Origin of the sequence: Pseudomonas sp. NFX183 (assembly GCF_047943075.1) — a bacterium.
In the GTDB taxonomy this organism is placed as follows: domain Bacteria; phylum Pseudomonadota; class Gammaproteobacteria; order Pseudomonadales; family Pseudomonadaceae; genus Aquipseudomonas.
This window is the reverse complement of sequence record NZ_CP181333.1, coordinates 4,026,059-4,052,274: the sequence shown is the minus strand read 5'-3', so window position 1 is coordinate 4,052,274 and position 26,216 is coordinate 4,026,059. Positions and strand designations below refer to the sequence as shown.

General features: G+C 60.9%; 25 protein-coding genes. 10 read left to right on the top strand and 15 right to left on the bottom strand.

Annotated elements, in window-relative coordinates; genetic code table 11:
• Positions 1-36 precede the first annotated feature (36 nt).
• Positions 37-1,350, top strand: a complete 1,314-nt coding sequence (locus tag ACM530_RS18945; protein WP_416362890.1) for a PQQ-dependent sugar dehydrogenase — start codon at positions 37-39, stop codon at positions 1,348-1,350.
• Between the two features lie 73 nt (positions 1,351-1,423).
• On the opposite strand, the gene ACM530_RS18940 is transcribed toward ACM530_RS18945, so the two are convergent.
• From ACM530_RS18940 to ACM530_RS18920, 5 genes are all read right to left on the bottom strand, one after another.
• Complete coding sequence (locus tag ACM530_RS18940) at positions 1,424-1,963, bottom strand: C40 family peptidase (protein ID WP_145158957.1); 540 nt, start codon at positions 1,961-1,963, stop codon at positions 1,424-1,426.
• A 145-nt stretch (positions 1,964-2,108) separates the two neighbouring features.
• On the bottom strand, positions 2,109-2,738 hold the full coding sequence (locus ACM530_RS18935) for a C40 family peptidase (protein ID WP_106576408.1): 630 nt from the start codon (positions 2,736-2,738) through the stop codon (positions 2,109-2,111).
• 213 nt (positions 2,739-2,951) lie between these two features.
• The gene (gene hda, locus ACM530_RS18930) at positions 2,952-3,656 is read right to left on the bottom strand and encodes a DnaA regulatory inactivator Hda (RefSeq protein WP_017134884.1); all 705 of its coding nucleotides are present in this window, start codon (positions 3,654-3,656) and stop codon (positions 2,952-2,954) included.
• Between the two features lie 203 nt (positions 3,657-3,859).
• Positions 3,860-4,933: an AI-2E family transporter gene (locus ACM530_RS18925; protein WP_416362889.1), complete on the bottom strand. Its 1,074-nt coding sequence runs from the start codon at positions 4,931-4,933 to the stop codon at positions 3,860-3,862.
• A gap of 42 nt (positions 4,934-4,975) precedes the next feature.
• Positions 4,976-6,016, bottom strand: coding sequence for a DUF2066 domain-containing protein (locus ACM530_RS18920; RefSeq protein ID WP_106576406.1), 1,041 nt, complete (start codon positions 6,014-6,016; stop codon positions 4,976-4,978).
• Between the two features lie 355 nt (positions 6,017-6,371).
• Between ACM530_RS18920 and purM the strand changes: the two genes are divergently transcribed.
• From purM to ACM530_RS18900, 4 genes are all read left to right on the top strand, one after another.
• Positions 6,372-7,430 carry a phosphoribosylformylglycinamidine cyclo-ligase gene (purM, locus tag ACM530_RS18915; RefSeq protein WP_145158963.1) on the top strand — a complete coding sequence of 353 codons (1,059 nt, stop codon included), beginning with the start codon at positions 6,372-6,374 and terminating at the stop codon, positions 7,428-7,430.
• Positions 7,430-8,080, top strand: coding sequence for a phosphoribosylglycinamide formyltransferase (gene purN / locus ACM530_RS18910; RefSeq protein ID WP_145158965.1), 651 nt, complete (start codon positions 7,430-7,432; stop codon positions 8,078-8,080). Before purM ends, purN begins: the two co-directional genes overlap by 1 nt.
• A gap of 8 nt (positions 8,081-8,088) precedes the next feature.
• A complete protein-coding gene (locus tag ACM530_RS18905; RefSeq protein WP_106576404.1) occupies positions 8,089-8,802 on the top strand; it encodes a DUF3108 domain-containing protein in 714 nt (237 codons plus the stop codon).
• A gap of 377 nt (positions 8,803-9,179) precedes the next feature.
• Entirely contained in the window at positions 9,180-9,368 is a 189-nt protein-coding gene (locus tag ACM530_RS18900) for a hypothetical protein (protein ID WP_145158967.1), read from the top strand.
• Positions 9,369-9,502: 134 nt separating this feature from the next.
• On the opposite strand, the gene ACM530_RS18895 is transcribed toward ACM530_RS18900, so the two are convergent.
• From ACM530_RS18895 to ACM530_RS18865, 7 genes are all read right to left on the bottom strand, one after another.
• On the bottom strand, positions 9,503-10,048 hold the full coding sequence (locus ACM530_RS18895) for a DUF2058 domain-containing protein (RefSeq protein ID WP_014719402.1): 546 nt from the start codon (positions 10,046-10,048) through the stop codon (positions 9,503-9,505).
• Positions 10,049-10,073: 25 nt separating this feature from the next.
• A complete protein-coding gene (mazG, locus tag ACM530_RS18890; RefSeq protein WP_262208308.1) occupies positions 10,074-10,907 on the bottom strand; it encodes a nucleoside triphosphate pyrophosphohydrolase in 834 nt (277 codons plus the stop codon).
• A 150-nt stretch (positions 10,908-11,057) separates the two neighbouring features.
• A complete protein-coding gene (gene relA, locus ACM530_RS18885; RefSeq protein ID WP_017134872.1) occupies positions 11,058-13,301 on the bottom strand; it encodes a GTP diphosphokinase in 2,244 nt (747 codons plus the stop codon).
• Between the two features lie 138 nt (positions 13,302-13,439).
• Positions 13,440-14,792: a 23S rRNA (uracil(1939)-C(5))-methyltransferase RlmD gene (gene rlmD, locus ACM530_RS18880; protein ID WP_416362888.1), complete on the bottom strand. Its 1,353-nt coding sequence runs from the start codon at positions 14,790-14,792 to the stop codon at positions 13,440-13,442.
• A complete protein-coding gene (cysM, locus tag ACM530_RS18875; protein WP_416362887.1) occupies positions 14,792-15,694 on the bottom strand; it encodes a cysteine synthase CysM in 903 nt (300 codons plus the stop codon). Before cysM ends, rlmD begins: the two co-directional genes overlap by 1 nt.
• Positions 15,695-15,906: 212 nt before the next feature.
• On the bottom strand, positions 15,907-16,512 hold the full coding sequence (locus tag ACM530_RS18870; protein ID WP_416362886.1) for a tRNA-uridine aminocarboxypropyltransferase: 606 nt from the start codon (positions 16,510-16,512) through the stop codon (positions 15,907-15,909).
• Positions 16,513-16,516: 4 nt separating this feature from the next.
• The gene (locus ACM530_RS18865) at positions 16,517-17,410 is read right to left on the bottom strand and encodes a LysR family transcriptional regulator (RefSeq protein ID WP_049712094.1); all 894 of its coding nucleotides are present in this window, start codon (positions 17,408-17,410) and stop codon (positions 16,517-16,519) included.
• Between the two features lie 297 nt (positions 17,411-17,707).
• Between ACM530_RS18865 and speB the strand changes: the two genes are divergently transcribed.
• The 4 genes from speB to ACM530_RS18845 are packed head-to-tail and all read left to right on the top strand — an operon-like array spanning position 17,708 to position 22,023.
• Positions 17,708-18,658 (top strand): agmatinase, encoded by a 951-nt coding sequence (gene speB, locus ACM530_RS18860; RefSeq protein WP_064453522.1) that lies wholly within the window; start codon positions 17,708-17,710, stop codon positions 18,656-18,658.
• Positions 18,658-19,080, top strand: coding sequence for a YybH family protein (locus ACM530_RS18855; protein ID WP_404484108.1), 423 nt, complete (start codon positions 18,658-18,660; stop codon positions 19,078-19,080). The genes speB and ACM530_RS18855 overlap by 1 nt, the downstream gene beginning before the upstream one ends.
• Positions 19,081-19,101: 21 nt before the next feature.
• Complete coding sequence (locus tag ACM530_RS18850; protein WP_416362885.1) at positions 19,102-20,616, top strand: purine-cytosine permease family protein; 1,515 nt, start codon at positions 19,102-19,104, stop codon at positions 20,614-20,616.
• Positions 20,617-20,640: 24 nt separating this feature from the next.
• Complete coding sequence (locus ACM530_RS18845) at positions 20,641-22,023, top strand: sodium:solute symporter (RefSeq protein WP_106576395.1); 1,383 nt, start codon at positions 20,641-20,643, stop codon at positions 22,021-22,023.
• A 196-nt stretch (positions 22,024-22,219) separates the two neighbouring features.
• On the opposite strand, the gene ACM530_RS18840 is transcribed toward ACM530_RS18845, so the two are convergent.
• Complete coding sequence (locus ACM530_RS18840) at positions 22,220-22,342, bottom strand: PA1414 family protein (protein WP_256347311.1); 123 nt, start codon at positions 22,340-22,342, stop codon at positions 22,220-22,222.
• A 142-nt stretch (positions 22,343-22,484) separates the two neighbouring features.
• A complete protein-coding gene (gene ptrR / locus ACM530_RS18835) occupies positions 22,485-23,378 on the bottom strand; it encodes a putrescine utilization regulator PtrR (protein ID WP_119742222.1) in 894 nt (297 codons plus the stop codon).
• A gap of 103 nt (positions 23,379-23,481) precedes the next feature.
• On the opposite strand from ptrR, the gene ACM530_RS18830 reads away from it, so the two are divergent.
• Complete coding sequence (locus ACM530_RS18830) at positions 23,482-24,699, top strand: MFS transporter (protein ID WP_416362884.1); 1,218 nt, start codon at positions 23,482-23,484, stop codon at positions 24,697-24,699.
• Here the strand turns inward: ACM530_RS18830 and ACM530_RS18825 are convergent.
• Positions 24,611-26,053: an NCS1 family nucleobase:cation symporter-1 gene (locus tag ACM530_RS18825; RefSeq protein ID WP_416362883.1), complete on the bottom strand. Its 1,443-nt coding sequence runs from the start codon at positions 26,051-26,053 to the stop codon at positions 24,611-24,613. The two genes, ACM530_RS18830 and ACM530_RS18825, sit on opposite strands and share 89 nt — an antisense overlap.
• Between the last annotated feature and the right edge of the window lie 163 nt (positions 26,054-26,216).

Genomic DNA, 26,216 nt, shown 5'->3' with positions numbered 1-26,216 from the left:
AACGCCTCTACCCTTACAGGTATCAAGGAGAAAACCATGCATAAAACCAGACTTGCCTTACTGATCATGCTCGCCGGCACCCTCGCCGCCTGCGGTGAAAGCTCTACCCTGCAGGTGTCCGACGGCACCGGGCCTGCGCCCAAGCTGCCGGAGCCGAACAAAACCCTGATCCCCACCGTAAACATTGCCCCGGCGATTGGCTGGCCAGACGGCGCGAAGCCTACGGCCGCCGCCGGCACTCAGGTCGCGGCGTTTGCAGACGGCCTGGATCACCCGCGCTGGCTGTATGTATTGCCCAACGGCGACGTGCTGGTGGCAGAAACCAACGCGCCGCCCAAGCCGGATGATGCCAAGGGCATTCGCGGCTGGGTGATGGAGAAGGTCATGGGGCGCGCCGGTGCGGCCGTGCCGAGCCCGAACCGCATCACCCTGCTGCGCGATGCCGACCACGATGGCGTGGCCGAGACCCGCACCGTGTTCCTGGAGAACCTCAACTCGCCGTTCGGCATGACCCTGGTCGGCAACGACCTGTACGTGGCGGACTCGGACAAACTGCTGCGCTTCCCCTATCAACCGGGCGAAACCGCGATCAAGGCTGCCGGCACCACGGTGGTTGACCTGCCGGGCGGCAGCATCAACCACCACTGGACGAAAAACGTGGTGGCCAGCAAGGACGGCAGCAAGCTGTACGTGAGTGTCGGCTCCAACAGCAACGTCGGCGAAAACGGCCTGGCAGCCGAAGAAGGCCGCGCGGCGATCTGGGAAGTCGACCGTGCCACAGGCCAGCACCGTATTTTCGCCTCCGGCCTGCGCAACCCCAACGGCATGGCCTGGGAACCGCAGAGCGGCAAGCTGTGGACGGCGGTGAATGAGCGCGATGAGATCGGCAGCGACCTGGTGCCGGACTACATCACGTCGGTCAAGGATGGCGCGTTTTATGGCTGGCCATTCAGCTACTACGGGCAACACGTGGATGTGCGCGTCACGCCGCAGAACCTGGACCTGGTCGCCAAGGCCATCGCTCCGGACTATGCCGTGGGGCCGCACACCGCATCATTGGGCCTGACCTTCGCCGAGGGCAGCAAACTGCCGGCGCAGTTCAGCAACGGCGCGTTTATCGGCCAGCACGGTTCGTGGAACCGCAAACCGCACAGTGGCTACAAGGTGATCTTCGTGCCGTTCGAAGGCGGCCAACCCAAAGGCCAGCCGGTGGATGTGCTGACCGGGTTTCTCAACAGCGATGAGAAAGCCATGGGCCGACCGGTCGGCGTGGTGATTGATCAGCAGGGAGATTTGCTGGTGGCCGATGACGTGGGGAATAAGGTGTGGCGGGTGTCGGCAGCCAAATAGCCGATCCCGGGTACAGCCTAAAACCAATGTGGGAGCGGGTTTGCCCGCTCCCACATTGGGATCTGCACTCGCCTTACGGGTTACGCGCCAGACTCGCCGGCAACACGCGCTTGGCGCTCAGGTAGGCATTTTGCCAATAGGCTTTGGACAGCGTATCCAGCTTCACCGTGCCGCCGGTCTGCGGTGCATGCACGAATCGCCCTTCGCCCACGTAGATGCCCGCGTGGCTCACCTTTGAGCCGCCGCCAGTGGCGAAGAAGATCAGGTCGCCGGTCTGCAGGTTATTTTCGCTCACGTCCTGGGCACGCATCACGATCAATTCACGGGTGGTGCGCGGCAGGCTGATGCCCGCGGCGTCACGGTAGACAAACCCGATCAGGCCGCTGCAATCAAACCCGGAGTCCGGCGTGTTGCCGCCCCAGCGATAAGGCGTGCCGACCAGGCCCAGCGCACGAAAGAGCACGTCTTCGGCTGCCGGCGAGAAATTCTGCGTGGAGTAATTGAACACCGGCTTGGGCTTGACCGCTACAGGAGCGGGCGGCGGTGGACGGCTTGCGCAGGCGCTGAGGAGCGCGGCGCAAACAAGAAGAATGAGGCGGGCTGAGGTCGACATGGGCAGAACAATCCTGGTCTGGATGCGGCTTTTCGCTGCCGAACGCTGAAAACCAGAACGCGCAAGCAAAGCTCGCGCGAACGGATTACAACAATATCCAGGGATTCTAGCGCTTACACGTCAAACTTCAAGTATCACTTTAACTTTACTTACTAGCGGTAACCGTCGTCGGGGCCATGGCGAGTGCGCGCTTGGCTTCGATGAAGGTTTTGCTCCAGTAGCTGTCACCCAGGTTGTCGACGCGCACACCGCCACTGCGACGGCTGCTGGAGTGAATAAACTGGTTATCGCCCAAGTAGATACCGGCGTGGCTCACACGGCCACGGCCCGCCGTACTAAAGAAAAGCAGATCACCGGGCTTGAGGTTATTGCGTGCGACCAACGGTGCATCCACGTTGATCATTTCGCGGGTCGAGCGAGGCAGGTTCATGCCGGCCTCTTCACGAAACAGGTAGCCGATGAAGCCGCTGCAGTCGAAACCGGCTTCAGAGGTACCGCCGAAACGGTAACGGGTACCGATCAGGGACATGCCGCGTTCAAGGATGCTGTCGGCCAGAACTGGAAGCTGGTAAGGCTTGCTGCCGGCGAAGTCGGCGAGTTCTTTTTCAGTTGCAACTTCTTCCTCGTAAACAGTGGAAGACTGCGTTGCAACGAACTTTGCCTGGGACTGTTGTGCTGGTTTTTGCTGCTCAGCCACGTTTTGAGTGTGGGTGGCGCAACCAAACAACAGGGTAACGAGTGCGAGAGGCACGAGGGGTGCGAAGCGATTTAGCATGGGCACGACCGTGGCTGGTATGTAAAGAAGTCGAGACTATGCCCACTATCACATCGATTTGCAAATTCAATCGTGATCTATGTGACTTCTTGTTTGAACGATGACATCTAACCGCTTAACACCCATTACACGCCTTTTGCGTGGCCAAAGCGGCCCAAACGCAGGTTTTCTGGCGCCTGAAATTTGCCGAAAGCCGCGCACTACAAGGGCTGGCTACCAGCCGAGGGTTTCCTTGAGGAAGGGGATGGTCAGCTTGCGCTGGGCCTGCAACGAGGCCTGATCGAGCTGTTCGAGCAAATCGAACAATGCACTCATGCTGCGGGTGCCGCGAGTGAGAATAAAATGCCCGACTTCGTCGGTAAGGTGCAGGCCGCGACGAGATGCACGCAATTGCAGGGCACGCAATTTGTCCTCGTCGGACAATGGGCGCATCTGGAAAATCAGCGCCAGGGTCAGGCGCGACTTGAGGTCGGCCAGCTTCACCGGCAATTCACGCGGCGAGGTAGACGCGGCGATCAACAGGCGCCGGCCGCTGTCACGCAGCCGATTGAACAGGTGGAACAGCGCCTCTTCCCAATCCGCCTTGCCGGCAATCGCCTGCAGATCATCCAGGCACACCAATTCGTATTGCTCCAGGTGGTCGAAGATGCCGATACCACGGTCCATCAACTCCGCCAACGGCAGGTAAACCGCCGGTTCGCCCATTTGCTCGAAGCGCAGGCACGCCGCCTGCAACAGGTGGGTACGCCCCACGCCGTGCTTGCCCCACAGATAGATCAGGCTTTCAGTCCACCCGGCGTCGGCTTCGCAAAGCCGCTCGACATAGCCGAGTGCAGCGGCATTGGCGCCTGGGTAGTAATTGATAAAGGTGGCGTCGTCACGCAGACGCACACCCAAGGGCAGCTGAATCGGTTTCATGCTGACTGAACGGCTCCAAACGAACCGTTAGTGGCCTCTGTGTAAAGTTTGCAAAGTTTATACCCGTGACGCCGGGCGCACAATGCAGCAGACCACAAGCAAAATCAAAGGTTTGCGTTAACTTGGGCGATTTGCGCAAATTGTTTGACGCCCTGCCCGTAGAAACAACAAACCCGGCCTGGGCCGGGTTTGTGACGAAGCGGTTACAGGTCGGGGTCTTCAACCCCGGTGTACACATCCGAATCCTTGTACAGATCATGCACATGGCGCACCAGCACCATGATCACCGCCGCCACCGGCAGCGCCAGCAGGATGCCCGTAAAACCAAACAGCTCACCGCCAGCCAGGATCGCGAAGATTACCGCCACCGGGTGCAGGCCGATCCGGTCGCCCACCAGCAAGGGCGTCAACACCATCCCTTCAAGGGCCTGGCCGACCATAAACACCGCAACAATCCCGAGCATCGGGTACAGGTCCCCGCCAAACTGGAACAACCCCGCCACCAGCGCCGCGCCAATCCCGATCACAAAGCCCATGTACGGCACGATGGCAGCCAGACCGGCAATCAAGCCGATCAACAGGCCCAGCTCCAGGCCGATCGCCATCAACCCCGCGGCGTAGATGATCCCCAGCGCGAGCATCACCAGCAACTGGCCCCGCACAAACGCGCCCAGCACCTCATGGCACTCCTCCGCCAGGGAGACGATGCGCTCCTCGTTATTGCGCGGCAGCAGGCTGCGGATCTTGGCCATCATGATGTCCCAGTCACGCAGCAGGTAGAACGCCACCACGGGGATCAGCACCAGGTTGGTCAACCAGCCGATCAACGCCAAACTGGACGCCGTGGCCTGACTGAGCACGACACCGACAATATCGGTGGTCTGCCCCATGTGCTCACTGATCGCCGCCTTGACCTTGTCGAACTTCCAGAAACCGTCCGCCAGCCCCAGCTTGGCCTGCGCCCACGGCATTGCCGTGTGCTGCAGCCAGTCAAGCATCTGCGGCGCCAGTTCATACAGGCGAAACAGCTGCTTGGCCAGCATCGGCACCAGCACCAATACCAGCGCGGTGATGATCAACGTGAACAAGGCAAACACCGCTACCACACCCAAGGTGCGCGACAGGCCGGCCTTCTCCAGACGATCCACCACGGGATCGAACAGATAAGCCAGCAGCAGCGCGACCAGGAACGGCGTCAGGATCGAATGCAGCAAGAACACAAAAACGCACAGCAGGACAATCCCGCCAAGCCACACCCAACGACGCGTATCCGCCATAAACCACTCCATTATTTGCTTCTATCTATAGAGGAAGAACACTTACCACCGAAAACGCAGCTGAGCCTGAGGTTCAGGTGCTGCGGGTGCCTGGGCACCCTCTGCCACCGGCGGCTGAACAGCAGCTTCGCCCGCAGGCACTTCCTGCAACTTGGCCAGGCTCAACTGAGTACGCAACTGATCAGCACTGCCGTTGACGCGGTACACAATGCGAGTGCCGTCGACCAACTGCGGCTGACCACCAAAAGGTTCGAGCAGATGGCCCAGTGCAGCGTAGCGTTCCAGGTTCATGCCCTGCACTTCGAGCAATTGCTCACTGCTCACGCCGGGCTTGACCGCAAAACGTGGCGCCAGCTTTTGGCTGACAGCGAGCAATACGGCGTCGGCCACGGCAGCGGTGTCGGCGCCCTGGGCGGTGCCCTGCTCAGTCTTGTCGCCCAGCCACAGGCGCCATTTGGCCTGCCACTGGTTGCCTTCCTGACGGGCGTGCACCGCGAGCAACGCGTCGGCACCGTAGCGCTCGGAGGCTGCACGCAGTGGCGTGGCATCGGCGCTTTCCAGATTCGGCGCAGTGGCGACGACCTGTTCATCCAGATCACCCAACGGCAGGCGCAACGGCAAACCCCGGTGTTGCGCCGCACGGCGCAGGGCACCGGCAACGGCTTGACCATCACCCACCAGGCTGCTGCCTTCGGTGGAGTCGTTCAGCCACCAGCCGAGAATCGACGGCCGATTACTGCCCCAGATCGACAGGCCCGCTGCACGCAGGGCGCGATCGGTGCTCACCGGGTCGAAATCCACCTGCAGGCTCTCGGGTGGGCCAGCGTCGTAGCCATATTGGCTGATGATTTGCTGCGGATCTTTGCGAATTGCCGCCAGGCCCGGGCCTTCGGCGGCCTTGGCGTCGCCGGTCAGGCGGATCACCAGGGTTTGCACGGCTCGCTGGGTCGCTTGGTCGCGCTCTTGGGGCGACTGGCTGCTGACCGGTTCAAGCACTTGATACAGGCCATTGAGGGTTTCGGCATGACTCGCCAGGCTGACCAACGACAAGCAGCCTACAAAGAAGAATTTACACAGACGCATGGAAGATTCCCGAACGACAAATTTAGCGGCTGGAACAGACCGCGTGAACCCGGCTTGCCAGGCTGTGACCACAGCAGCCGGTAAAACATTCACAGGGTCGCGGTAAGTTTTCGTACTGTCATAACGATAGCGGGTTAAAGGCTATACCTTAATACGCGCCACCACAGAGACGATTAGCAATTTTTTAACCGCGCTTTTTAACCTTTATGGCCCTGCCCGTCGGCCCGAGGATGGCCGCTGCCCCTCAAGCCTGATAAAATCGCGCGCCTTCGCAGACCGTCAACGGCTGGGCCTCTTCACGAAAGCCTTCGCCAGCTCGGTCGTTACCCAGAAATCCCCCCTAAAGGCCTGGATCATGAGCAAGCAACCCTCCCTGAGCTACAAGGACGCCGGTGTAGACATCGACGCCGGTGAAGCATTGGTCGAACGCATCAAGAGCGTCGCCAAGCGCACTGCGCGCCCCGAAGTCATGGGCGGCCTGGGCGGTTTTGGCGCCCTCTGCGAAATCCCGGCCGGCTACAAGCAGCCTGTGCTGGTCTCCGGCACCGACGGCGTGGGCACCAAGCTGCGCCTGGCCTTGAACCTGAACAAGCACGACAGCATCGGCATCGACCTGGTTGCCATGTGCGTCAACGACCTGGTGGTGTGCGGCGCCGAGCCACTGTTCTTCCTCGACTACTACGCCACCGGCAAGCTCAACGTCGAGACCGCGACCCAGGTCGTGACCGGCATTGGCGCGGGCTGCGAACTGTCGGGTTGCTCCCTGGTCGGCGGCGAAACCGCTGAAATGCCAGGCATGTACGAAGGCGAAGACTACGACCTGGCCGGTTTCTGCGTCGGCGTTGTCGAAAAATCCGAAATCATCGACGGCTCCAAAGTCGCTGCCGGTGACGCCCTGCTCGCGCTGCCATCCTCGGGCCCGCACTCCAACGGTTACTCGCTGATCCGCAAGATCATCGAAGTGTCCGGCGCCGACATCGAGAACATCCAACTCGACGGCAAGCCGCTGACCGACCTGCTGATGGCGCCGACACGCATCTACGTCAAACCACTGCTCAAGCTGATCAAGGACACTGGCGCCGTCAAAGCCATGGCCCACATCACTGGCGGCGGCCTGCTGGACAACATCCCACGCGTTCTGCCAAAAGGCGCCCAGGCGATCGTCGACGTGGCCAGCTGGCAGCGTCCTGCGGTATTCGACTGGCTGCAAGAGAAAGGCAACGTCAACGAGACCGAGATGCACCGCGTGCTGAACTGCGGCGTCGGCATGGTCATCTGCGTGGCTCAAGAGCATGTTGAAGCGGCGCTGAACGTTCTGCGTGAAGCGGGCGAGCAGCCATGGGTCATCGGCCAAATCGCGACTGCCCCGGAAGGCGCAGCTCAGGTTGAACTGAAGAACCTCAAGGCTCATTGATGTCTCAGACCTGTGATGTCGTGGTGCTGCTTTCCGGCACCGGCAGTAACTTGCAGGCCCTGATCGACAGCACGCGCACCGGCGACAGCCCGGTGCGCATCGCTGCGGTGATCTCCAATCGCAGCGACGCCTACGGCCTGCAGCGCGCCAGGGACGCGGGCATTGAAACCCGCTCCCTGGATCACAAGGCTTTCGAAGGCCGCGAGGCCTTCGACAGCGCCTTGATCGAACTGATCGACGCCTTCAACCCCAAACTCGTGGTCCTCGCCGGCTTCATGCGCATTCTGAGCGCCAATTTCGTGCGGCACTACGAAGGGCGCCTGCTCAATATCCACCCTTCCCTGCTCCCCAAGTACAAAGGCATGCACACGCACCAGCGTGCGCTTGAGGCTGGCGACAGCGAGCACGGCTGCAGCGTGCACTTTGTGACCGAGGAACTCGATGGCGGCCCTCTGGTCGTACAGGCAGTGGTTCCGGTAGAGTCTGCAGATTCAGCGCAGACACTTGCGCAACGGGTTCACACCCAGGAACACAGGATTTACCCGCTGGCTGTTCGCTGGTTTGCCGAGGGGCGGTTGATTCTTGGCGATCACGGTGCATTATTGGACGGCCAATTACTTGCGGCCAGCGGCCACTTGATTCGAACCTAGGAGATTTTATGCGTCGCGCCTTGCTCTTCGCTTTTGCGCTGTTCGCCTTGCCTGCCGTGCAAGCAGCAGACCTTCACCCTTTCTCCGCCAGCTACACCGCCGACTGGAAACAGTTGCCCATGAGTGGTTCGGCCGAACGCAGCCTGACCAAGAATGACAATGGCACCTGGACCTTGAACTTCAAGGCTTCCATGATGATCGCCAGCCTCACCGAAACCAGCGTGATCCTGTTCGACAAGGACGCACTGCAACCCAAGAGCTACAGCTTCGAACGCGGCGGCCTGGGCAAGGCGAAGAAGATCAACCTGGATTTCGACCACGCGGCCAACAAGGTCACCGGTTTCGAAAACAAGGACCCGGTCAACGTCACGCTCGAAAGTGGCATGCTCGACAAATCGACTTATCAGCTTGCCCTGCAGCGCGACGTCGCCGCCGGCAAAAAAAGCATGAGCTACCGCGTGGTCGAAGGCACCGACGTCGATACTTATGACTTTCGCGTGATCGGCCCGGAAAAGGTCCAGACCAAAGCCGGCGCCATCGATGCGATCAAGGTTGAGCGCGTGCGCGACCCCTCCCAGAGCAAGCGCATCACCCAGATGTGGTTTGCCAAGGACTGGGGCGGCATTCTGGTTGCCCTGCGTCAGGTGGAAACCGACGGCAAGGAATACAACATCATGCTGCTGGACGGCACCGTTGACGGCAAGGCTGTCAAAGGGAGCTGATCGGCTGATGGGCTGAAAAACGAGCCTCGCTGAATGCGGGGCTTTTTTTCGCCTGCAGGTTGTGTGTTGGAGCCTCTACCGCTATCGCAGGCAAGCCAGCTCCCACACTGGAATGCATTTCAACGGTGGGCGCTGGCTTGCCTGCGATGGCGTTGGAGCGGGCAGAACAAGGCTAAAGACCAAGAAGAACATGAAACTTTTGTCATAAAACTCAGCCCCCTGCGACGCAATGTCGCGGATTACGGGGCCTGCGGGACAGTTGCAGTTTGTGCAATGAATTGTTGCGTGCAAAATCGGTTTACTTAGCAAGCTAACAAAACATATAAAAGAGGCCTGCGACGACTTGCCGCAGATCAACCAGAGATTGGAGCAAGCAGATGACTGTAAAAGTAACTGAACGCGACGATGCACACATGTCTCACGAAGCACTGGGCCATGGGATTCACATCTGGGATGTCCATCAACAAGACCAACTGGTCGGCATGTTCCACAACGAGAACGAAGCCCACAATTATAAAAACGAGCTCGAATCTCTAGAGATGAAACGCCAGGCACAAAGCTCCTGAATACTGAAATCCGCTAGGCCCCCAGCCCCACGCAGCCAGGGTGCCTATAAACACAAACCCCGCCTTTTGAGCGGGGTTTGTGTTTATAGGCTTTGGCGTTGGGCGCGCCTGGCACGCCCGATTGTTTTAACGCCTTACCACATCAAGTCATCCGGGATCTGGTACGCGGCGTATGGATCATCCTCATCCGGCACCTGGCTTTCGGTGAGGATATTGAGCTGCACGATACGCTCCGGCGCACGCTCCTGAATCTTCAGCGCCGCCTCACGCGGGATCACCTCGTAACCGCCGCCATGGTGCACGATTGCCAGGGAGCCGTTGCTCAGCTTGTTGCGCATCAGCGTGTTGACCGACAGGCGCTTGACCTTCTTGTCATCCACGAAGTTGTAGTAGTCCTCGGTGGTCAGCTTGGGCAGGCGCGAGGTCTCGATCAATTGTTTGACCTGGGCCGTACGGGCCTTGGCCTCGGCTTTTTCCTGCTGCTGGCGGTTCAGCTCCTGGTCGCGCTTGACCTTCTCGGCGTGCGCCTCGGCGGCCAGGCGTGCCTGGGTGTCGTCCACTTCGGCTTGGCCCTTGTGGACCAGGCGCTGCTGCTTCTGTTTCTCTTTGCCGACCTGCTTGGCCTGCTTTTGGTTGACCAGACCTGCTTTAAGCAACTGGTCGCGAAGGGAAAGGCTCATGGTGCTTACTCACTTAGGCAACTGCTTAACCGCAGCTGGACAGATTCTTTTCCTGGCGTTTGGCCTCACCCCACAGGGCGTCCAACTCTTCGAGGGTGCAATCTTCTATGGATTGATGCGTATCGCGCAATGCCTGTTCGATAAATCGGAAACGTCGTTCGAACTTGGCATTGGCGCCACGCAACGCAGCTTCCGGGTCAACCTTCAGATGCCGGGCCAGGTTGACCGCTGCAAACAGCAGGTCACCGACTTCATCGGCAATCGCCACCGGGTCGTTATCGGCCATGGCTTCGAGCACTTCATCCAGCTCTTCGCGCACGTTGTCCACCACCGGCAAGGCGGCGGGCCAGTCGAAGCCGACCTGGCTGGCGCGCTTTTGCAATTTGGCGGCGCGTGACAGCGACGGCAACGCCGTGGGCACGTCATCGAGCAGGGACAGCTGCAGTGGCGCGTCGGACTTTTCCGCGCGCTCCTCAGCCTTGATCTGCTCCCAACGCTCCTTGACCTGCTCTTCGCTCAGCTGAGGAATATCCAGCGGCGCATACAGGTCACCCGTGGGGAATACGTGAGGATGGCGGCGAATCAACTTGCGGGTGATGCTGTCGATCACCCCGGCAAATTCAAAGCGCCCTTCTTCCTTCGCCAACTGGCTGTAATACACCACCTGAAACAACAGGTCGCCCAGTTCGCCTTGCAGGTGATCAAAGTCGCCGCGCTCGATGGCATCAGCGACTTCGTAGGCTTCTTCCAGGGTGTGCGGGACGATGGTTGCGTAGGTTTGCTTGATGTCCCACGGGCACCCGTACTTTGGGTCTCGCAGGCGGTTCATCAGGTGCAGCAGGTCTTCAAGTGAATACATCAGTCAATCTCTGTCCGCGTTCAGTGGGAGCTGGCTTGCCTGCGATGCAGGCGACGGGATGTAGCTGGCAGACCCAGGCGATGCTATCGCAGGCAAGCCAGCTCCCACATAAAACTGCCCCACATTTTCAGTCCGCGCTCATCCAGCTGCTCATGGTGTGCGATTACGCCGCGTCTCAATGATGTTCGGCAACTGGGAAATCCGCCCCAGCAACCGACCCAACGCGTCCAGGCCCGGAATCTCGATGGTCAGGGACATCAGCGCCGTGTTGTCCTCTTTGTTCGAGCGGGTATTGACCGCCAGCACGTTGATCCGCTCATTGAGCAGCACTTGCGACACGTCACGCAGCAAGCCGGAACGGTCGTAGGCGCGAATGATGATGTCCACCGGGTAAGTGAGCACCGGCACCGGGCCCCAGCTGACCTGGATGATCCGCTCCGGCTCGCGCCCGCCCAGTTGCAGCACCGAGGCGCAATCCTGGCGGTGAATGCTTACGCCACGGCCCTGGGTGATGTAACCGACGATCGCGTCGCCCGGCAACGGCTGGCAGCAGCCGGCCATTTGCGTCATCAGGTTGCCCACGCCCTGAATCTGGATATCGCCGCGCTTGCCCGGTTTGTAGCCGGTGGCTTTGCGCGGGATCAGCTCCAGCTGCTCGCTGCCGCGCTCTGGCTCGACCAGTTGCTGCGCCAGGTTGACCAGTTGCGCCAGGCGCAAGTCGCCGGCGCCAAGGGCTGCGAACATGTCCTCGGCAATCTTCATGTTGGCTTTTTCGGCCAACTTGTCGAAGTCCACCTGCGGCAGGCCCAGACGCGCCAGCTCGCGTTCGAGCAAGGTTTTACCGGCCGCGACGTTCTGGTCGCGCGCCTGCAATTTGAACCAGTGGACGATCTTCGCCCGTGCCCGCGATGTGGTGATGTAGCCCAGGTTCGGGTTCAGCCAGTCGCGGCTCGGCGTACCGTGCTTGCTGGTGATGATCTCGACCTGTTCACCGGTCTGCAGGCTGTAGTTGAGCGGCACGATGCGCCCGTTGATCTTGGCGCCCCGGCAGTTGTGACCGATTTCGGTGTGCACGCGGTAGGCAAAGTCCAGGGGCGTGGCGCCCTTGGGCAAGTCGATGGCGTGGCCGTCGGGGGTGAAGATATAAACGCGGTCGGGCTCGATATCCACCCGCAGCTGTTCGGCAAGGCCGCCGATGTCGCCGAGTTCTTCGTGCCACTCGAGCACTTGGCGCAGCCAGGAGATTTTCTCTTCGTACTGGTTGGACCCGGCCTTGACGTCGGTGCCCTTGTAGCGCCAGTGCGCGCACACCCCAAGTTCAGCCTCTTCGTGCATGGCGTGGGTGCGGATCTGCACCTCCAGCACCTTGCCCTCAGGGCCGATCACCGCAGTGTGCAGCGAGCGATAGCCGTTTTCCTTGGGGTTGGCGATGTAGTCGTCGAACTCCTTGGGAATGTGCCGCCACAAGGTGTGGACGATACCCAGCGCGGTGTAGCAGTCGCGCATTTCCGGCACCAGCACGCGCACGGCGCGCACGTCGTAGATCTGGCTGAAGGCCAGGCCCTTGCGCTGCATTTTGCGCCAGATCGAATAGATGTGTTTGGCGCGGCCGCTGATATCGGCGTCAACGCCGGTGGCCTGCAACTCGGAACGCAGCTGGCCCATCACGTCGGTGATAAAGCGCTCACGGTCGAGCCGCCGCTCATGCAGCAGCGTCGCAATCTGTTTGTATTGATCGGGCTCGAGGTAGCGAAAGGACAAGTCCTCCAGCTCCCACTTGATATGGCCGATGCCCAAGCGATGCGCCAGCGGCGCGTAGATGTCGAAGACTTCGCGGGCCACCCGGTTGCGCTTTTCGTCGTCGGCGGTCTTCACCGCACGGATCGCGCAGGTGCGTTCAGCCAGCTTGATCAGCGCAACGCGTACGTCGTCGACCATCGCCACCAGCATTTTGCGCAGGTTCTCGACCTGGCCCTGGGTGCCCAGCACCATCGACTGGCGCGGGCTGAGGCTGGCACTGATAGCCGCCATGCGCAGCACGCCGTCGATCAGTTTGGCCACGACCGCGCCGAAACGCTGGCTGACCGTCGGCAACGGGATGTGCCCTTCACGCACGCCGCGATAGAGCACGGCGGCGATCAGCGAATCCTGGTCGAGCTTGAGATCGGCGAGGATTTCGGCGATTTCCAACCCGGTGCGAAAGCTTGACGTGCCCTCCGCCCAGAGGTTTTTGGCCGCATTGTCTTGTTGTTCAGACTCACGAGCGAACTCGCAGGCTGCTTTCAAGGCTTCACGGTCCAGTGCCGGGTCGACACTGACGGCATGATCCAGCCATGCCTCGAGATTGATACTGCCGTCGGTGTTGATCGGCTGGTGTGCTCTCACCTGTACCATCTTGCTTACCTTCCCTACGACGCACCTTTAATGCGCCAAAAATCATCGCTGACCTGCTTTACCTGAATAAAGCTTACACACACTCCCTGGCAGGTCACGGCCTTGGAGAATGCAGGCCAGTCGGATTAAACGGGCATCCTAGCCCGCTTCAAATAACGCCATGGCCTCGACATGCGCGGTTTGCGGAAACATGTCGAGGATCCCGGCACGTTTTAGCCGGTAGCCCTGCTTGACCAACTCAACCGTGTCCCGCGCCAGCGTGGCCGGGTTGCAGGACACATACACCAGACGCTTGGCCTTAAGGGTCGCGAGCTTGCGCACAACCTCCAGGGCACCATCACGGGGTGGGTCCAAGAGTACCGCAGAAAAGCCCTGTTTGGCCCACTCCGCGTCAGTCAAAGGCTGGGATAAATCGGCCTGAAAAAACTGCACATTATGCAAATTGTTGCTGACGGCATTCTGCGCCGCCCGCTCCACCATGGTCTGCACGCCTTCTACCGCGACCACTTCACGCACTTGCCGGGCCAGTGGCAAAGCGAAGTTGCCCAGCCCGCAGAACAAATCCAGTACCCGCTCGTCGGGCTGTGGCGCCAGCCATTCCAGGGCCTGGGCGACCATCGCGGCGTTGACGCCGGCGTTGACCTGCACAAAATCCCCGGGCCGATAAGCCAACTCCAAATCCCATTGTTCCAACCGATAACCCAACGCCGAATCCGTCTCGACCGGCTCCGGCTGGCCCTCGCCATGCAGCCACAACTGCGCGTCATGGAAGGTGCAAAATTCCTGCAGGATCAGCAGGTCTGCCTCGGACAACGGCGCCATATGCCGCAGCAGCACGGCAATCGACGAGCCGCTGAACAACTCCACATGCCCCAGCGCCTGCGGTTTGCTCAGGCGGCGCAGCATGTTCGGCAAACGCTGCATGATCGGTTGCAAGGCTTGTACCAGCACGGGGCAATCATCGATGGCGACGATGTCCTGGCTGGCCACCGCGCGAAAACCCACTTCAAGTTTTTTCGCCTTGGCATCCCAGCGTACCGCCACGCGGGCGCGTCGGCGGTAGCCGAACTCCGGGCCACTCAAAGGTTCGGCCCACACCTGCGGTTCGACATCGGCGACGCGAGACAGTTGTTCGGCGAGCATGCGCTGTTTCAGGGCAAGTTGTTCGGCGTGGGGCAAGTGCTGCACGCTGCAACCGCCGCAGCGGCCAAAATGGGCGCAGGGTGCCGGACGGCGCAGTTCGCTGGCCGTGAACACGCGCTCGGTGCGGGCCTCGACCACTTTGCCGTGGGCGCCCAATACCCGTGCTTCGACCTCTTCGCCGGCGAGCGCGCCATTTACAAACCAGGTGCGGCCTTCAAAGAACACAATGCCGCGGCCGTCGTTGGCCAGGCGCTCGATGGTCAGGCGCTGCTTCTTGCCTACCGGAATTTGCGGGGCCCGGCTGCCGCCCGTCGGTTGAAAGCGCAGGCCTCTCTCGTGCTTGGCCATCAGTTGGGTTCGTCGAAAATGCCGGTCGACAAGTAACGGTCGCCTCGGTCACAGATGATCGCGACGATCACTGCGTTTTCCACTTCCTTGGACAAACGCAACATACCGGCCACGGCGCCACCGGAGGACACGCCGCAGAAAATGCCTTCTTCACGCGCCAGGCGGCGGGTGGTGTCTTCAGCTTCGCGCTGGGCCATATCGATGATGCGGTCCACACGCGTCGCGTTGTAGATCTTCGGCAGGTACTCTTCTGGCCAACGGCGAATGCCGGGGATAGCCGCGCCTTCCATCGGCTGCAGGCCAACGATCTGGATCGCCGGGTTCTGCTCCTTGAGGTAGCGCGAGTTGCCCATGATGGTGCCGGTGGTGCCCATCGAGCTGACGAAATGGGTGATGGTGCCCTGGGTCTGACGCCAGATTTCCGGACCGGTGGTGGTGTAGTGCGCCTCCGGGTTATCACCGTTGGCAAATTGGTCGAGCACCACGCCACGGCCTTCGGCAGCCATGCGCTCGGCGAGGTCGCGGGCGCCTTCCATGCCTTCTTCCTGAGTGACCAGGATCAGCTGGGCGCCGTAGGCGGTCATTGCCGCCTTGCGTTCGGCGCTGCCGTTGTCGGGCATGATCAATACCATCTGGTAACCCTTGATGGCCGCGGCCATGGCCAGGGCGATGCCGGTGTTACCCGAGGTGGCTTCGATCAGGGTGTCGCCGGGCTTGATCTGCCCGCGCAGTTCAGCGCGGGCAATCATCGACAGCGCCGGGCGGTCCTTGACGGACCCGGCCGGGTTGTTTCCTTCGAGCTTGAGCAACAGGGTATTGCTGGTTTCACCCGCCATGCGTTGCAAGCGGACCAGGGGCGTGTTGCCGACGCAATCGGCGATTGTAGGGTACTGCAAGGTCATGGCGTATTCGCAATCCAGACTGCGGGGGCGAACATCATACCGGGAAAGGCTGGCGGGCCATATCACGCAAAGTATGGTGCTTATGGCTTATAGGAATAAGCGAGTGGTGTGTGGCCTGTAAGGGCGCTATCGCGGGCAAGCCCGCTCCCACAGGTATCCGGGGTCAATGTGGGAGCTGGCTTGCCTGCGAAGGCCGCACCTCGGTGAACCGGCTACCCCAACTGCCCGTCGCCATGATTTTTACGAAACACCTCTTCTCCCATCGCAGCAATCTGCCCCTCAATAAGCGCCTCAAACGGTTTGAGCAATGCATCAAAAGACGCCGGCGCCTCCAGCACCTGCAATGCCTGCACAATCGCCTCCACCGTCGACAACGCACCTGGCCCGGGCGCCTTGCGCAGCCGGTAGCGGGACACCGCACCCTCGGCCAGGGTCACTCGAGGCAAGGCCGCCAGTAACGGATTGAGGTGCAACAATTTGCGCGCCTTGCGCCAGGTACCGTCAGGCACCACCAGCAGCATGGGTTCGTCACTCCGTGTATAGGCCTGCAACGGCTGCGCATCCTCAGCGGGAAACAACAACCGCGCCTGGTAGCCGGGCGGGTTCAATAAGGTCGGCAAATCCTCAAACACCTCGCCCACCACCAATTGCGCATTGTTCAACCCCAACGCTGCCAGCCGCGCGGTATTGAGCGCATGGTTGACCTCACTCGGGTGCTGCAACAGCAACACGCGGGTGCGGCTGTCGAGGCTGGGGATCAGCGCGCACAGGCAATGGGTGACAGGCCGCAGGCAGCGGGAGCATTGGGGTCGGGACATGGTTTCAGGCCTGGTTGAGCTGTGCTTTGAGTAAATCGCGGAAGGTCTGGATCAGCGGCTCGCGGCTACGGCCCCGGCGCATGATCATCGAAAATGGCGCCTGATAGCCGAAGGTCGCCGGCAACAATACGCGCAGGTCGCCCTTGTCGGCCCAGGCCTGGGCGTAATGCTCGGGCAGGTAGCCGATGTAGGCGCCGGACAGCACCAGAATCAACTGAGCTTCCATACTTTCCACCGTTGCCGCGCTGTGTTTGAAGCCATGGCGCGCCAGTTCAGCCTGGCTCCAGTAGCCGCGCCCGACCATGCGCTGTTGGGTGATCACTTGTTCGGGGATGCGCCGTTCGTTGAACAACGGATGGCGGGTACTGCAATACAACCAGTGTTGCTCGCGGTACAGCGGCATGTAGATCAGCCCGCTCATGCGGTTGGAAAAGGCGCCAATGGCCAAATCCAGACGATTGTCCTGCACACCCAGTTGCAGTTCGTAAGGGCTCATCACCGACAGGTGCAAATGCACGGCCGGGTGTTCCTGGCTGTAGGCGCCGATCACCTCAGCGAACGGCAGCGCCTTGTCGCTGACGGTGGAGTCGAGCACGCCCAGCTTCAGTGTGCCGCGCAACTCGCCTTTGAGCGCTGCAGCGTATTGCTCGAAGCCTTCCAATTCGCCCAGGAGGCGCAGGGTTTCCTGATGGAACAGCTCGCCCTTGCTGGTCAGGCTGAACCCGCCGCGCCCGCGATGGCACAGCACCAGGCCCAACGCCGACTCCAGCTGGCTCATATAAGTGCTGATGGCCGACGTCGACAGGTTGAGTTCGTGCTGGGCGTTGGCAAACCCCTGGTGGCGCACGACGCTGACGAAGATGCGCAGGAGTTTCAGGTCGGGCAAGGCGTTGGCCATGGGTTCTCCAGATTCAGCGAATGCACGCGATCCCATTGTGGGAGCTGGCTTGCCTGCGATGGCGGCGTATCAAAAAAAGCTATGTGGCTGACCCTCCGCTATCGCAGGCAAGCCAGCTCCCACACTGGGCCGGGGCTCGACAGAAAGGATCGGTTGCGCCCAACACAGGCCGGTGAGTTTACCTCAGGCATTAGTTTAGAAATATCTGAACTAAGTATTTGCCCTTGCCGATTCTTCCCGCCCTGGGCTTTTCGCAGAATCGGCCCCTAATAAACAAAACAACGATGAGGCAATCCCGTGGACAAGATTTTTCACCAACCACTGGGCGGCAACGAAATGCCGCGCTTCGCCGGCATCGCCACCATGATGCGACTTCCCCACCTGCAAACGGCCAAAGGCCTGGATGCCGCCTTTGTCGGCGTGCCCCTGGACATCGGCACTTCGCTGCGCGCCGGCACCCGTTTCGGGCCGCGGGAAATCCGCGCCGAATCGGTGATGATCCGCCCTTACAACATGGCCACCGGCGCCGCACCGTTCGACTCCCTGTCGGTTGCCGACATCGGCGACGTGGCGATCAACACCTTCAACCTGCTGGACGCTGTGCGCATCATCGAAGAAGCCTACGATGAGATCCTCGAGCACAACGTGATCCCGATGACCCTGGGCGGCGACCACACCATCACCCTGCCGATCCTGCGGGCGATCCACAAGAAACACGGCAAGGTCGGGCTGGTGCACATCGATGCCCACGCCGACGTCAACGATCACATGTTCGGCGAGAAAATCGCCCACGGCACCACCTTCCGCCGCGCGGTGGAAGAAGGCTTGCTCGATTGCGATCGCGTCGTACAAATCGGCCTGCGCGCCCAGGGCTACACCGCCGAAGACTTCAACTGGAGCCGCAAACAGGGCTTCCGCGTGGTTCAGGCTGAAGAATGCTGGCACCACTCGCTCGCGCCATTGATGGCCGAAGTGCGTGAAAAAGTCGGCGGCGGCCCGGTGTATTTGAGCTTCGACATCGACGGCATCGACCCAGCCTGGGCACCGGGCACCGGCACGCCGGAAATCGGCGGGCTGACCACCATCCAGGCGATCGAGATCATCCGTGGTTGCCAGGGCCTCGACCTGATTGGTTGCGATCTGGTAGAAGTTTCGCCGCCTTACGACACCACCGGCAACACCTCGCTGCTTGGCGCCAACCTGCTGTACGAGATGCTCTGCGTACTGCCCGGCGTGGCGCATCGCTGATGAGCACGCACGAGGTGCTGCAGGCCGCGGCCGACCTGGTCTCGGCCTTCGCGCGCAATGACCGCGCCGCCTACTTCGGCGCGTTCACGGCCGATGCCAGCTTCGTGTTCTACACCCTCCCCCAGCCGCTGCTCAGCCGCGATGCCTACCAGGCGTTGTGGGACAGCTGGCGCCAGGACGAGGGGTTTGAGGTGCTGTCCTGCACTTCAAGCAACGCCTTTGTCAGCCTGCAAGGTGACGTGGCGATTTTTATGCATGACGTGGCCACCGAGCTGCGCATGAACGGGGAGCAATTTTTTAGCCAGGAGCGCGAGACCATTGTCTTCACACGACAAGGGTCTGGCACACAACAAAAACAAGGCCTGTGGCTGGCCTGTCACGAACATTTGTCCGCTATGCCGGAAGGGCTGCCGCCCCCTTAGCCAATGTGATCGGAGCTGATCATGAATAATAAAAACAACGATAAAAGTATTCGAACGATAGAAACCAACGGGGTCGAACAGATCCCGGACCACGAACGTACTGCCGGGCCCAAGGATCTGTTCCGACTGATCTTTGGCGGTGCCAACACCTTTGCCACCGCCGTGCTGGGCTCGTTTCCGGTGCTGTTCGGCTTGTCGTTCCAGGCCGGCGTCTGGGCGATTGTGCTGGGCGTGCTGGTGGGCGCGGTGATCCTGGCGCCGATGGGCCTGTTCGGGCCGATCAATGGCACCAACAATGCCGTGTCGTCCGGTGCGCACTTTGGTGTGCACGGGCGGATTGTCGGCTCGTTTCTGTCGCTGCTGACGGCGATTGCCTTCTTCTCACTGTCGGTGTGGAGTTCAGGCGATGCGTTGGTCGGCGGTGCGAAACGGCTGATCGGCCTGCCGGAAACCGACCTGACGCTGGGCCTGGCCTACGGCCTGTTCGCCCTGCTTGTGCTCACCGTGTGCATCTATGGCTTTCGCTTCATGCTGTGGGTCAACCGCATCGCGGTGTGGGCGGCGAGCCTGCTGTTCCTGCTGGGCATCTTCGCGTTTGCGCCAGCCTTCGACAGCCACTTCGCCGGCACCTTCGGGCTCGGCCAGACCGGCTTTTGGGCGGCCTTCATCGGCGCTGCGCTGGTAGCCATGAGCAATCCGATTTCCTTCGGTGCATTCCTCGGTGACTGGTCGCGCTACATCCCGCGTGAGACGCCGAAAATACGCATCATGCTGGCGGTCGTGCTGGCTCAGATCGCTACGTTGATCCCGTTTCTGTTCGGCCTGGCCACCGCGACCATCGTGGCGATCAAGGCACCGGACTACATTGCGGCGAACAACTACGTCGGCGGTTTGCTGGCGGTGGCGCCCACCTGGTTTTTCCTGCCGGTGTGCCTGATCGCGGTGATCGGCGGCATGTCCACTGGCACCACCTCGCTGTATGGCACCGGCCTGGACATGTCCAGCGTGTTTCCGCGCCTGCTGTCACGGGTCAAGGCCACGTTGCTGATCGGCGTGATGTCGATTGCCTTCATCTTTATCGGACGTTTCGCCGCCAACCTGGTGCAGAGCGTGTCGACTTTCGCCGTGCTGATCATCACCTGCACCACGCCCTGGATGGTGATGATGATCATCGGCCTGATTGTGCGCCGCGGCTTCTACTGCCCGGACGACTTGCAGGTATTCACTCGCGGTGAAACCGGCGGGCGCTACTGGTTCAGCCATGGCTGGAACTGGCGCGGGCTGGGGGCCTGGATCCCGAGTGCGCTGGTAGGTTTGTGCTTCGTCAATTTGCCAGGGCAGTTTGTCGGGCCGCTGGGCAACCTGGCCGACGGCATCGATATCAGCCTGCCGGTGACGCTGGGGCTGGCCTCGGTGGTGTACCTGAGTTTGCTTCGCCTGTTCCCGGAACCAGCGGCTGTTTATGGCCCCCAGGGGCCGCTTCGCAGCCTAACGGGAGCAAGCTCCCTCGCCACAAAAAGCGCCTCAATAGCCTAAAAAAATAATCGGAGACCCGCCGTCATGGCTTTGGATTTATTCGTCGTACTCATCTACGCCGCCGGCATGCTCGTGCTCGGCTATTACGGCATGCGCCGCGCCAAGACCCACGAAGACTACCTGGTGGCCGGCCGCAATCTGGGCCCGTCGCTGTACATGGGCACCATGGCCGCCACGGTATTGGGCGGTGCATCCACCGTCGGCACCGTGCGCCTGGGTTATGTGCATGGCATCTCGGGCTTCTGGCTGTGTGCTGCGCTGGGGGCCGGGATCATCGCGTTGAACCTGTTCCTGGCCAAACCGCTGCTCAAGCTTAAGATCTTCACCGTCACCCAGGTCCTGGAAAAACGCTACAACCCCATGGCCCGCCAAGCGAGCGCGGTGATCATGCTTGCCTACGCGTTGATGATTGGGGTGACCTCGATTCTGGCCATCGGCACCGTGCTGCAAGTGCTGTTCGGCCTGCCGTTCTGGGTCTCGGTGCTGCTGGGCGGTGGCGTGGTGGTGGTGTATTCGACCATCGGCGGCATGTGGTCGCTGACGCTTACCGACATTGTGCAATTTGTGATCAAGACCGTCGGCCTGATGTTTATCCTGCTGCCGATCTGCCTGTACCGCGTCGGCGGCTGGGACCAACTGGTGGCCAAGCTGCCGGCGTCGAACTTCAGCTTCACCGAAATCGGCTGGGACACGATCATCACCTACTTCATGATCTACTTTTTCGGCATCCTCATCGGTCAGGACATCTGGCAACGGGTGTTCACTGCCCGTGACGAAAAGGTCGCGCAGTACGCAGGCACCTTCGCCGGCTTCTACTGCATCCTCTACGGCCTGGCCTGCGCGCTGATCGGCATGGCTGCTCATGTGCTGTTGCCGAATCTGGATAACGTCAACAATGCCTTCGCCGCGATCGTCAAAGCGTCGTTGCCTGACGGCATTCGCGGGCTGGTGATCGCCGCCGCACTGGCCGCGATGATGTCCACCGCCAGCGCCGGCTTGCTTGCCGCCTCCACCGTATTGACCGAAGACCTGCTGCCGCGTTTGCGCGGTGGCAAGCAATCGAGCCTGAACATCAACCGCTTGTTCACGATGCTGACGGGCATTGCCGTGCTGGGTATCGCCCTGGTGGTCAACGATGTGATCAGCGCCCTGACCCTCGCCTACAACTTGTTGGTGGGTGGCATGCTGATCCCGCTGATGGGGGCGATTTTCTGGAAGCGGGCGACGACCTCGGGGGCGATCGCGTCCATGGCCCTGGGCTTTGTGACGGCACTGGTGTTCATGTTCAAGGATGGCTTGGACGCGAACACGCCGATCTACTACAGCCTGGCGGTTGGATTGGTGAGTTTTGTAGGCGTGAGTCTGTTGTCGCGGCGCCCGCAGGCTGCGGCGGCCAGGGCAATTTAAGGCAGCACAGGCATCAGAGCGGTTTCTTCAGCGGGTGCGACGTCGGATGTCGCACCCGTTTTTTTGCCTGCCACACACAACTGTGGGAGCGAGCTTGCTTACGAAGGTGGTGTATCAGCCAACATTTGCGTTGACTGACAGACCGCCTTCGCGAGCAAGCTCGCTCCCACCTGTTGAATCCTGTTGGAACCCGGGCTTATCTGCGACGGGGCCGGCGCTGCTCGTCATCCGTGCGAATCGGCACCGGTTGCAGCGGAGGCTCGATCAGTCCGAGCGCGACGCCAACGTCATGGAGCCAGTTTTGGATTTTCTCTTTCATGGTTGCCCCCTTTGCGGGTAATGCGGGTCGGCGCGAGTTTTGTCGCCTTTTCCTACAGTGATAGTAGTACTAAGTCCTACGTAATGCTTGAACGAAACCACAACGAACTATTACTGAATTGATTCAAATCCTGACGGATCGTTCAAGCAATCGCGCGCGTGTCCTGCAATAACTCGGCTTTGCCTTCCTGCTGCAGGTCAATCCATGCATTGAGGTTAGCGCCGAGCATACCCTTTCGCCACATCAGCCAGGTCGTTGCAGTAGCAAAAGGCCCCGTCAGGGGATGAACGGACACGCTGTCCTTGCCTGGCAGGCTTTCCAGCATGGATTCAGACATCAATGCCACACCGGAACCGGCAATCACGCAGGCGAGCATACCCTGATAGGACTCAATCTCGATCGCCCGGCCCATGGCCACGCGCTCGTGGGAAAACCAGGTCTCCAGCCGCGTGCGGTACGCGCAACTGCGGCGAAAGGTGAACACCGAGCGCCCCGCTACATCCTGCGGCCCACGCACGGGCGGGTGATCAGCCTCGCAGATCAACACCAGGCGCTCTTCGCACAGTGGCACACCGTCCAAGGTGGCGATGGTCAGCGGGCCATCGACCAATGCCGCATCCAGACGCCCAGTGATCAAGCCTTCCAACAGTTCACCGCTGGGCGCCGACTGCACCTGCAGGTTTACCATCGGATAAGCCTTGTGATAGCGCGCCAACAACCTCGGCAAATGAATCGCGGCAGTGCTGTACATGCTGCCCAACACAAAATCGCCGGCCGGTTGCCCGCCCTGGACGGCGCCGTGGGCTTCATCGTGCAGCGCGATCAGACGGGTGCTGTAGTCCAGCAGCACTTTGCCGGCGGGAGAAAGCTGCAAGCGTTGACGCTCGCGCACAAACAGTTCCACGCCCAGTTGCTCTTCCATTTGCTTGAGCCGTGTCGACAGGTTCGACGGCACACGGTGCAGGCGCTCAGCCGCGCGGGTGATGGAGCCCTCTTCTGCCACGGCCTGGAAAATCCGCAATTGACTGAACTCCATACCTTTCTCCAAAACTGAACAAGTTACTCACTATTATTCATTTTTACAGAAAGTCAATTCGCTTTAGCCTGAAGGTCTTCGCGTGCTTGCAGGAAACCAGAACATGTCGCCGCTGATTCGCTTACTCGCCAGCTTTGTCGCCCTGATGATGGCCATGGGCATTGGACGCTTCGCCCTCACACCACAAATGCCGCATCTGCTGAGCGAAGGGCAGATCGACCTGACCGGCGCAGGCCTGATCGCTGCCGCCAATTACCTGGGCTATTTTGTTGGCGCGGTGGATTCGATCTTCGCCCGCAGCCACCACCACGTGCGGGGGCGGATGTACGGCGGGTTGTGGCTGTGCGTACTGCTGACGCTGGCGTCGTATTGGGCGCAAGGGTTTTGGCCGCACCTGCTGCTGCGCTTCGGCACGGGTGTCGCGAGTGCCTGGGCGTTGGTGATGATCACCAGTTTGAGCCAACCGCTGGCAATTGCCGCCGGCCGTCCACGCTTGGGAGCCCTGGTATTCGCCGGGCCAGGGCTGGGGATTTTGCTCACCGGTCTACTGGCTTTGGGCTCGAACCTGCTGGGACAAAGTTCGGCCTCGCTGTGGCTGGTGTATGGCGTGGTGGCGTTGGTCATGCTGCTGGCAATCCGGCCGTTCTTGCCTCAGCCGATGCCCGCCGTCGCACACACTGCCAGTGCAGGCAGCAATCAAAGCATTGCGCACCTGTGCTGGATCTACTTTCTGTACGGTCTGGGCTACATCATCCCGGCGACCTTTCTGTCGCAGATGGCCAGCGCGCAATTCAACGGCGCCTGGCAGGCGGATCTGTTCTGGCCATGCTTTGGTCTGGCGGCTGCCGTTGGCGTGGTCGGGGTGAGCTTGCGCCGCAATAACACGCACACCACCCGCCGCTGGCTGATGACCACCTTGTGGCTGCAAGCGACCGGCGTGTTTGCCTGCTTGCTGGGCAATGGCTGGGGCCTGGCGCTGGGCGTTTTGCTGTGTGGTGCGCCGTTCCTGGCGTGCATGATGCTGGTGATGCAACGCCTGCGTGAGGTCGCGCCCCACGGCTATCAGCGCAGCACCGGGCTGCTGACCGCCAGCTTCGCCATCGGTCAATTGAGCGGCCCGCTGCTGGCCTCGGTGAGCAGCCACCTGAGTGGCGGCCTGCAACCGGCTCTGGGGATTGCCGGCGCAGGCCTGCTGGTGGCCGGCGCGCTGCTGCTGCGCCCTACTGTCTCACTCAGCCAGCCACCAGTGGCGCCGGTACGCGAACCTGTTCTCGGCGCGTCAGCACCAGGAAAAACAGCCCACCCAGCAAGCACCCGGTAAACCAGGCGAAGTTGGCCATGCCCTGCAACGCCGGGGTGAAGGTGATCGCAACGCCCGCCAGCGTCGCGGGCACCAAGGCTTTGACCGCGGTCCAGTTCACGCCGCCGTCGAAGTAATAGCGCCCGCTGGGGCTGTCATCGAACAACGCGTCCACATCGATCTTCTGTTTTTTGATCAGGTAGAAGTCCACCAACAGGATGCCGAACAACGGCCCGATACACGCCGCGAGGATGTCCAGCGTGTAGTGAATCATCAGCGGGTTGTTGAACAGGTTCCACGGGGTGATGAAGATCGACGCCACCGCCGCAATCATCCCACCGGCGCGCCAGCTGATTTTGCTCGGCGCGACGTTGGCAAAATCAAACGCCGGCGAGACGAAGTTGGCGACGATATTGATGCCGATGGTGGCGGTCACGAAGGCAAACGCGCCGAGCAGCACGGCCATGCTGTTGTCGATACGCGAAACGGTGGCAATCGGGTCATGCAGCATTTCGCCAAACACCGGCAAGGTGCCCGAAACGATAACGACGGTGACCAGTGAGAACGCCAGGAAATTCACCGGCAGCCCCCAGAAATTACCGCGACGCACGTCGTGCATGCTGCGGCAGTAGCGGCTGAAATCGCCGAAATTCAGCGTTGGCCCGGAGAAATAGGACACCACCAGCGCCGTCGCCACGACCACCTGCCCAAAAGTCTGCCAGCCCGAGAGGGATTTTTCCGCCAGGGTAAAGCTGATATTCGCCCAGCCGGCCTTCCACACAATCCAGCCGGCCAGGGCAAACATCACCGCGTAGACCACCGGCCCCGCCCAGTCGATAAAGCGCCGGATGGATTCCATCCCAGCCCAGAATACGGCGGCTTGCAATACCCATAAGGTGAGGAAACTGAACCAGCCCAAGTAGGACAGGCCTGCAAAATGCGGCTCTGCATATACCGCCATCTGCGGGAAAAAACGCAGCACCACGATGATCAGGGCACTCGAGGCCAGATACGTTTGAATCCCGTACCAGGCCACCGCGATCAGGCCGCGAATCACCGCCGGAATATTTGCTCCGAACACGCCAAAGGCCAGCCGGCAGATGACCGGATACGGCACCGCCGCTTGCTGGCTCGGCTTGGCGACAAGGTTGGCAATCAACTGCACGATACAAATACCCGCCAGCAAGGCGATCAGCACCTGCCAACTGGCCAGCCCAAGCGCGAACAAGCTGGCGGCAAACACGTAGCCGCCGACGCTGTGCACGTCACTCATCCAAAAGGCGAAGATGTTGTACCAGGTCCACTTTTGCGGCAGCGGACCCAGGTCCTGGTTGTACAGGCGCGGGCTATAGCCTTTGGGCAATTGTTCGGTCATCGCTTGGCTCCTCGAAATACCGGCCTGCGCTGCCGTAACGGTGTGCATACGGGAGGCGGCCTGGTTTGTATACGAGGTGTTCAGCAGAATGCGTGCCAATGGCACACAATCCCTCTGGAACGGTGCTCCAAAGGGATTTAGGAAGCGCTAAAGGATGGGGCTG

What these genes read in the sequence shown, in the direction of transcription:
- ACM530_RS18925 (WP_416362889.1), bottom strand. Translation starts at nt 4,933, where the DNA reads ATGGCGGATACGCGTCGTTGGGTGTGGCTTGGCGGGATTGTCCTGCTG.
- ACM530_RS18825 (WP_416362883.1), bottom strand. Translation starts at nt 26,053, where the DNA reads ATGACCGAACAATTGCCCAAAGGCTATAGCCCGCGCCTGTACAACCAG.
- relA (WP_017134872.1), bottom strand. Translation starts at nt 13,301, where the DNA reads ATGGTACAGGTGAGAGCACACCAGCCGATCAACACCGACGGCAGTATC.
- ACM530_RS18895 (WP_014719402.1), bottom strand. Translation starts at nt 10,048, where the DNA reads ATGAGCCTTTCCCTTCGCGACCAGTTGCTTAAAGCAGGTCTGGTCAAC.
- ACM530_RS18830 (WP_416362884.1), top strand. Translation starts at nt 23,482, where the DNA reads ATGTCGCCGCTGATTCGCTTACTCGCCAGCTTTGTCGCCCTGATGATG.
- ACM530_RS18870 (WP_416362886.1), bottom strand. Translation starts at nt 16,512, where the DNA reads ATGTCCCGACCCCAATGCTCCCGCTGCCTGCGGCCTGTCACCCATTGC.
- purM (WP_145158963.1), top strand. Translation starts at nt 6,372, where the DNA reads ATGAGCAAGCAACCCTCCCTGAGCTACAAGGACGCCGGTGTAGACATC.
- ACM530_RS18855 (WP_404484108.1), top strand. Translation starts at nt 18,658, where the DNA reads ATGAGCACGCACGAGGTGCTGCAGGCCGCGGCCGACCTGGTCTCGGCC.
- ACM530_RS18935 (WP_106576408.1), bottom strand. Translation starts at nt 2,738, where the DNA reads ATGCTAAATCGCTTCGCACCCCTCGTGCCTCTCGCACTCGTTACCCTG.
- ACM530_RS18905 (WP_106576404.1), top strand. Translation starts at nt 8,089, where the DNA reads ATGCGTCGCGCCTTGCTCTTCGCTTTTGCGCTGTTCGCCTTGCCTGCC.
- ptrR (WP_119742222.1), bottom strand. Translation starts at nt 23,378, where the DNA reads ATGGAGTTCAGTCAATTGCGGATTTTCCAGGCCGTGGCAGAAGAGGGC.
- ACM530_RS18850 (WP_416362885.1), top strand. Translation starts at nt 19,102, where the DNA reads ATGAATAATAAAAACAACGATAAAAGTATTCGAACGATAGAAACCAAC.
- ACM530_RS18940 (WP_145158957.1), bottom strand. Translation starts at nt 1,963, where the DNA reads ATGTCGACCTCAGCCCGCCTCATTCTTCTTGTTTGCGCCGCGCTCCTC.
- rlmD (WP_416362888.1), bottom strand. Translation starts at nt 14,792, where the DNA reads ATGGCCAAGCACGAGAGAGGCCTGCGCTTTCAACCGACGGGCGGCAGC.
- hda (WP_017134884.1), bottom strand. Translation starts at nt 3,656, where the DNA reads ATGAAACCGATTCAGCTGCCCTTGGGTGTGCGTCTGCGTGACGACGCC.
- ACM530_RS18945 (WP_416362890.1), top strand. Translation starts at nt 37, where the DNA reads ATGCATAAAACCAGACTTGCCTTACTGATCATGCTCGCCGGCACCCTC.
- purN (WP_145158965.1), top strand. Translation starts at nt 7,430, where the DNA reads ATGTCTCAGACCTGTGATGTCGTGGTGCTGCTTTCCGGCACCGGCAGT.
- ACM530_RS18865 (WP_049712094.1), bottom strand. Translation starts at nt 17,410, where the DNA reads ATGGCCAACGCCTTGCCCGACCTGAAACTCCTGCGCATCTTCGTCAGC.
- ACM530_RS18845 (WP_106576395.1), top strand. Translation starts at nt 20,641, where the DNA reads ATGGCTTTGGATTTATTCGTCGTACTCATCTACGCCGCCGGCATGCTC.
- ACM530_RS18840 (WP_256347311.1), bottom strand. Translation starts at nt 22,342, where the DNA reads ATGAAAGAGAAAATCCAAAACTGGCTCCATGACGTTGGCGTCGCGCTC.
- mazG (WP_262208308.1), bottom strand. Translation starts at nt 10,907, where the DNA reads ATGTATTCACTTGAAGACCTGCTGCACCTGATGAACCGCCTGCGAGAC.
- cysM (WP_416362887.1), bottom strand. Translation starts at nt 15,694, where the DNA reads ATGACCTTGCAGTACCCTACAATCGCCGATTGCGTCGGCAACACGCCC.
- ACM530_RS18900 (WP_145158967.1), top strand. Translation starts at nt 9,180, where the DNA reads ATGACTGTAAAAGTAACTGAACGCGACGATGCACACATGTCTCACGAA.
- ACM530_RS18920 (WP_106576406.1), bottom strand. Translation starts at nt 6,016, where the DNA reads ATGCGTCTGTGTAAATTCTTCTTTGTAGGCTGCTTGTCGTTGGTCAGC.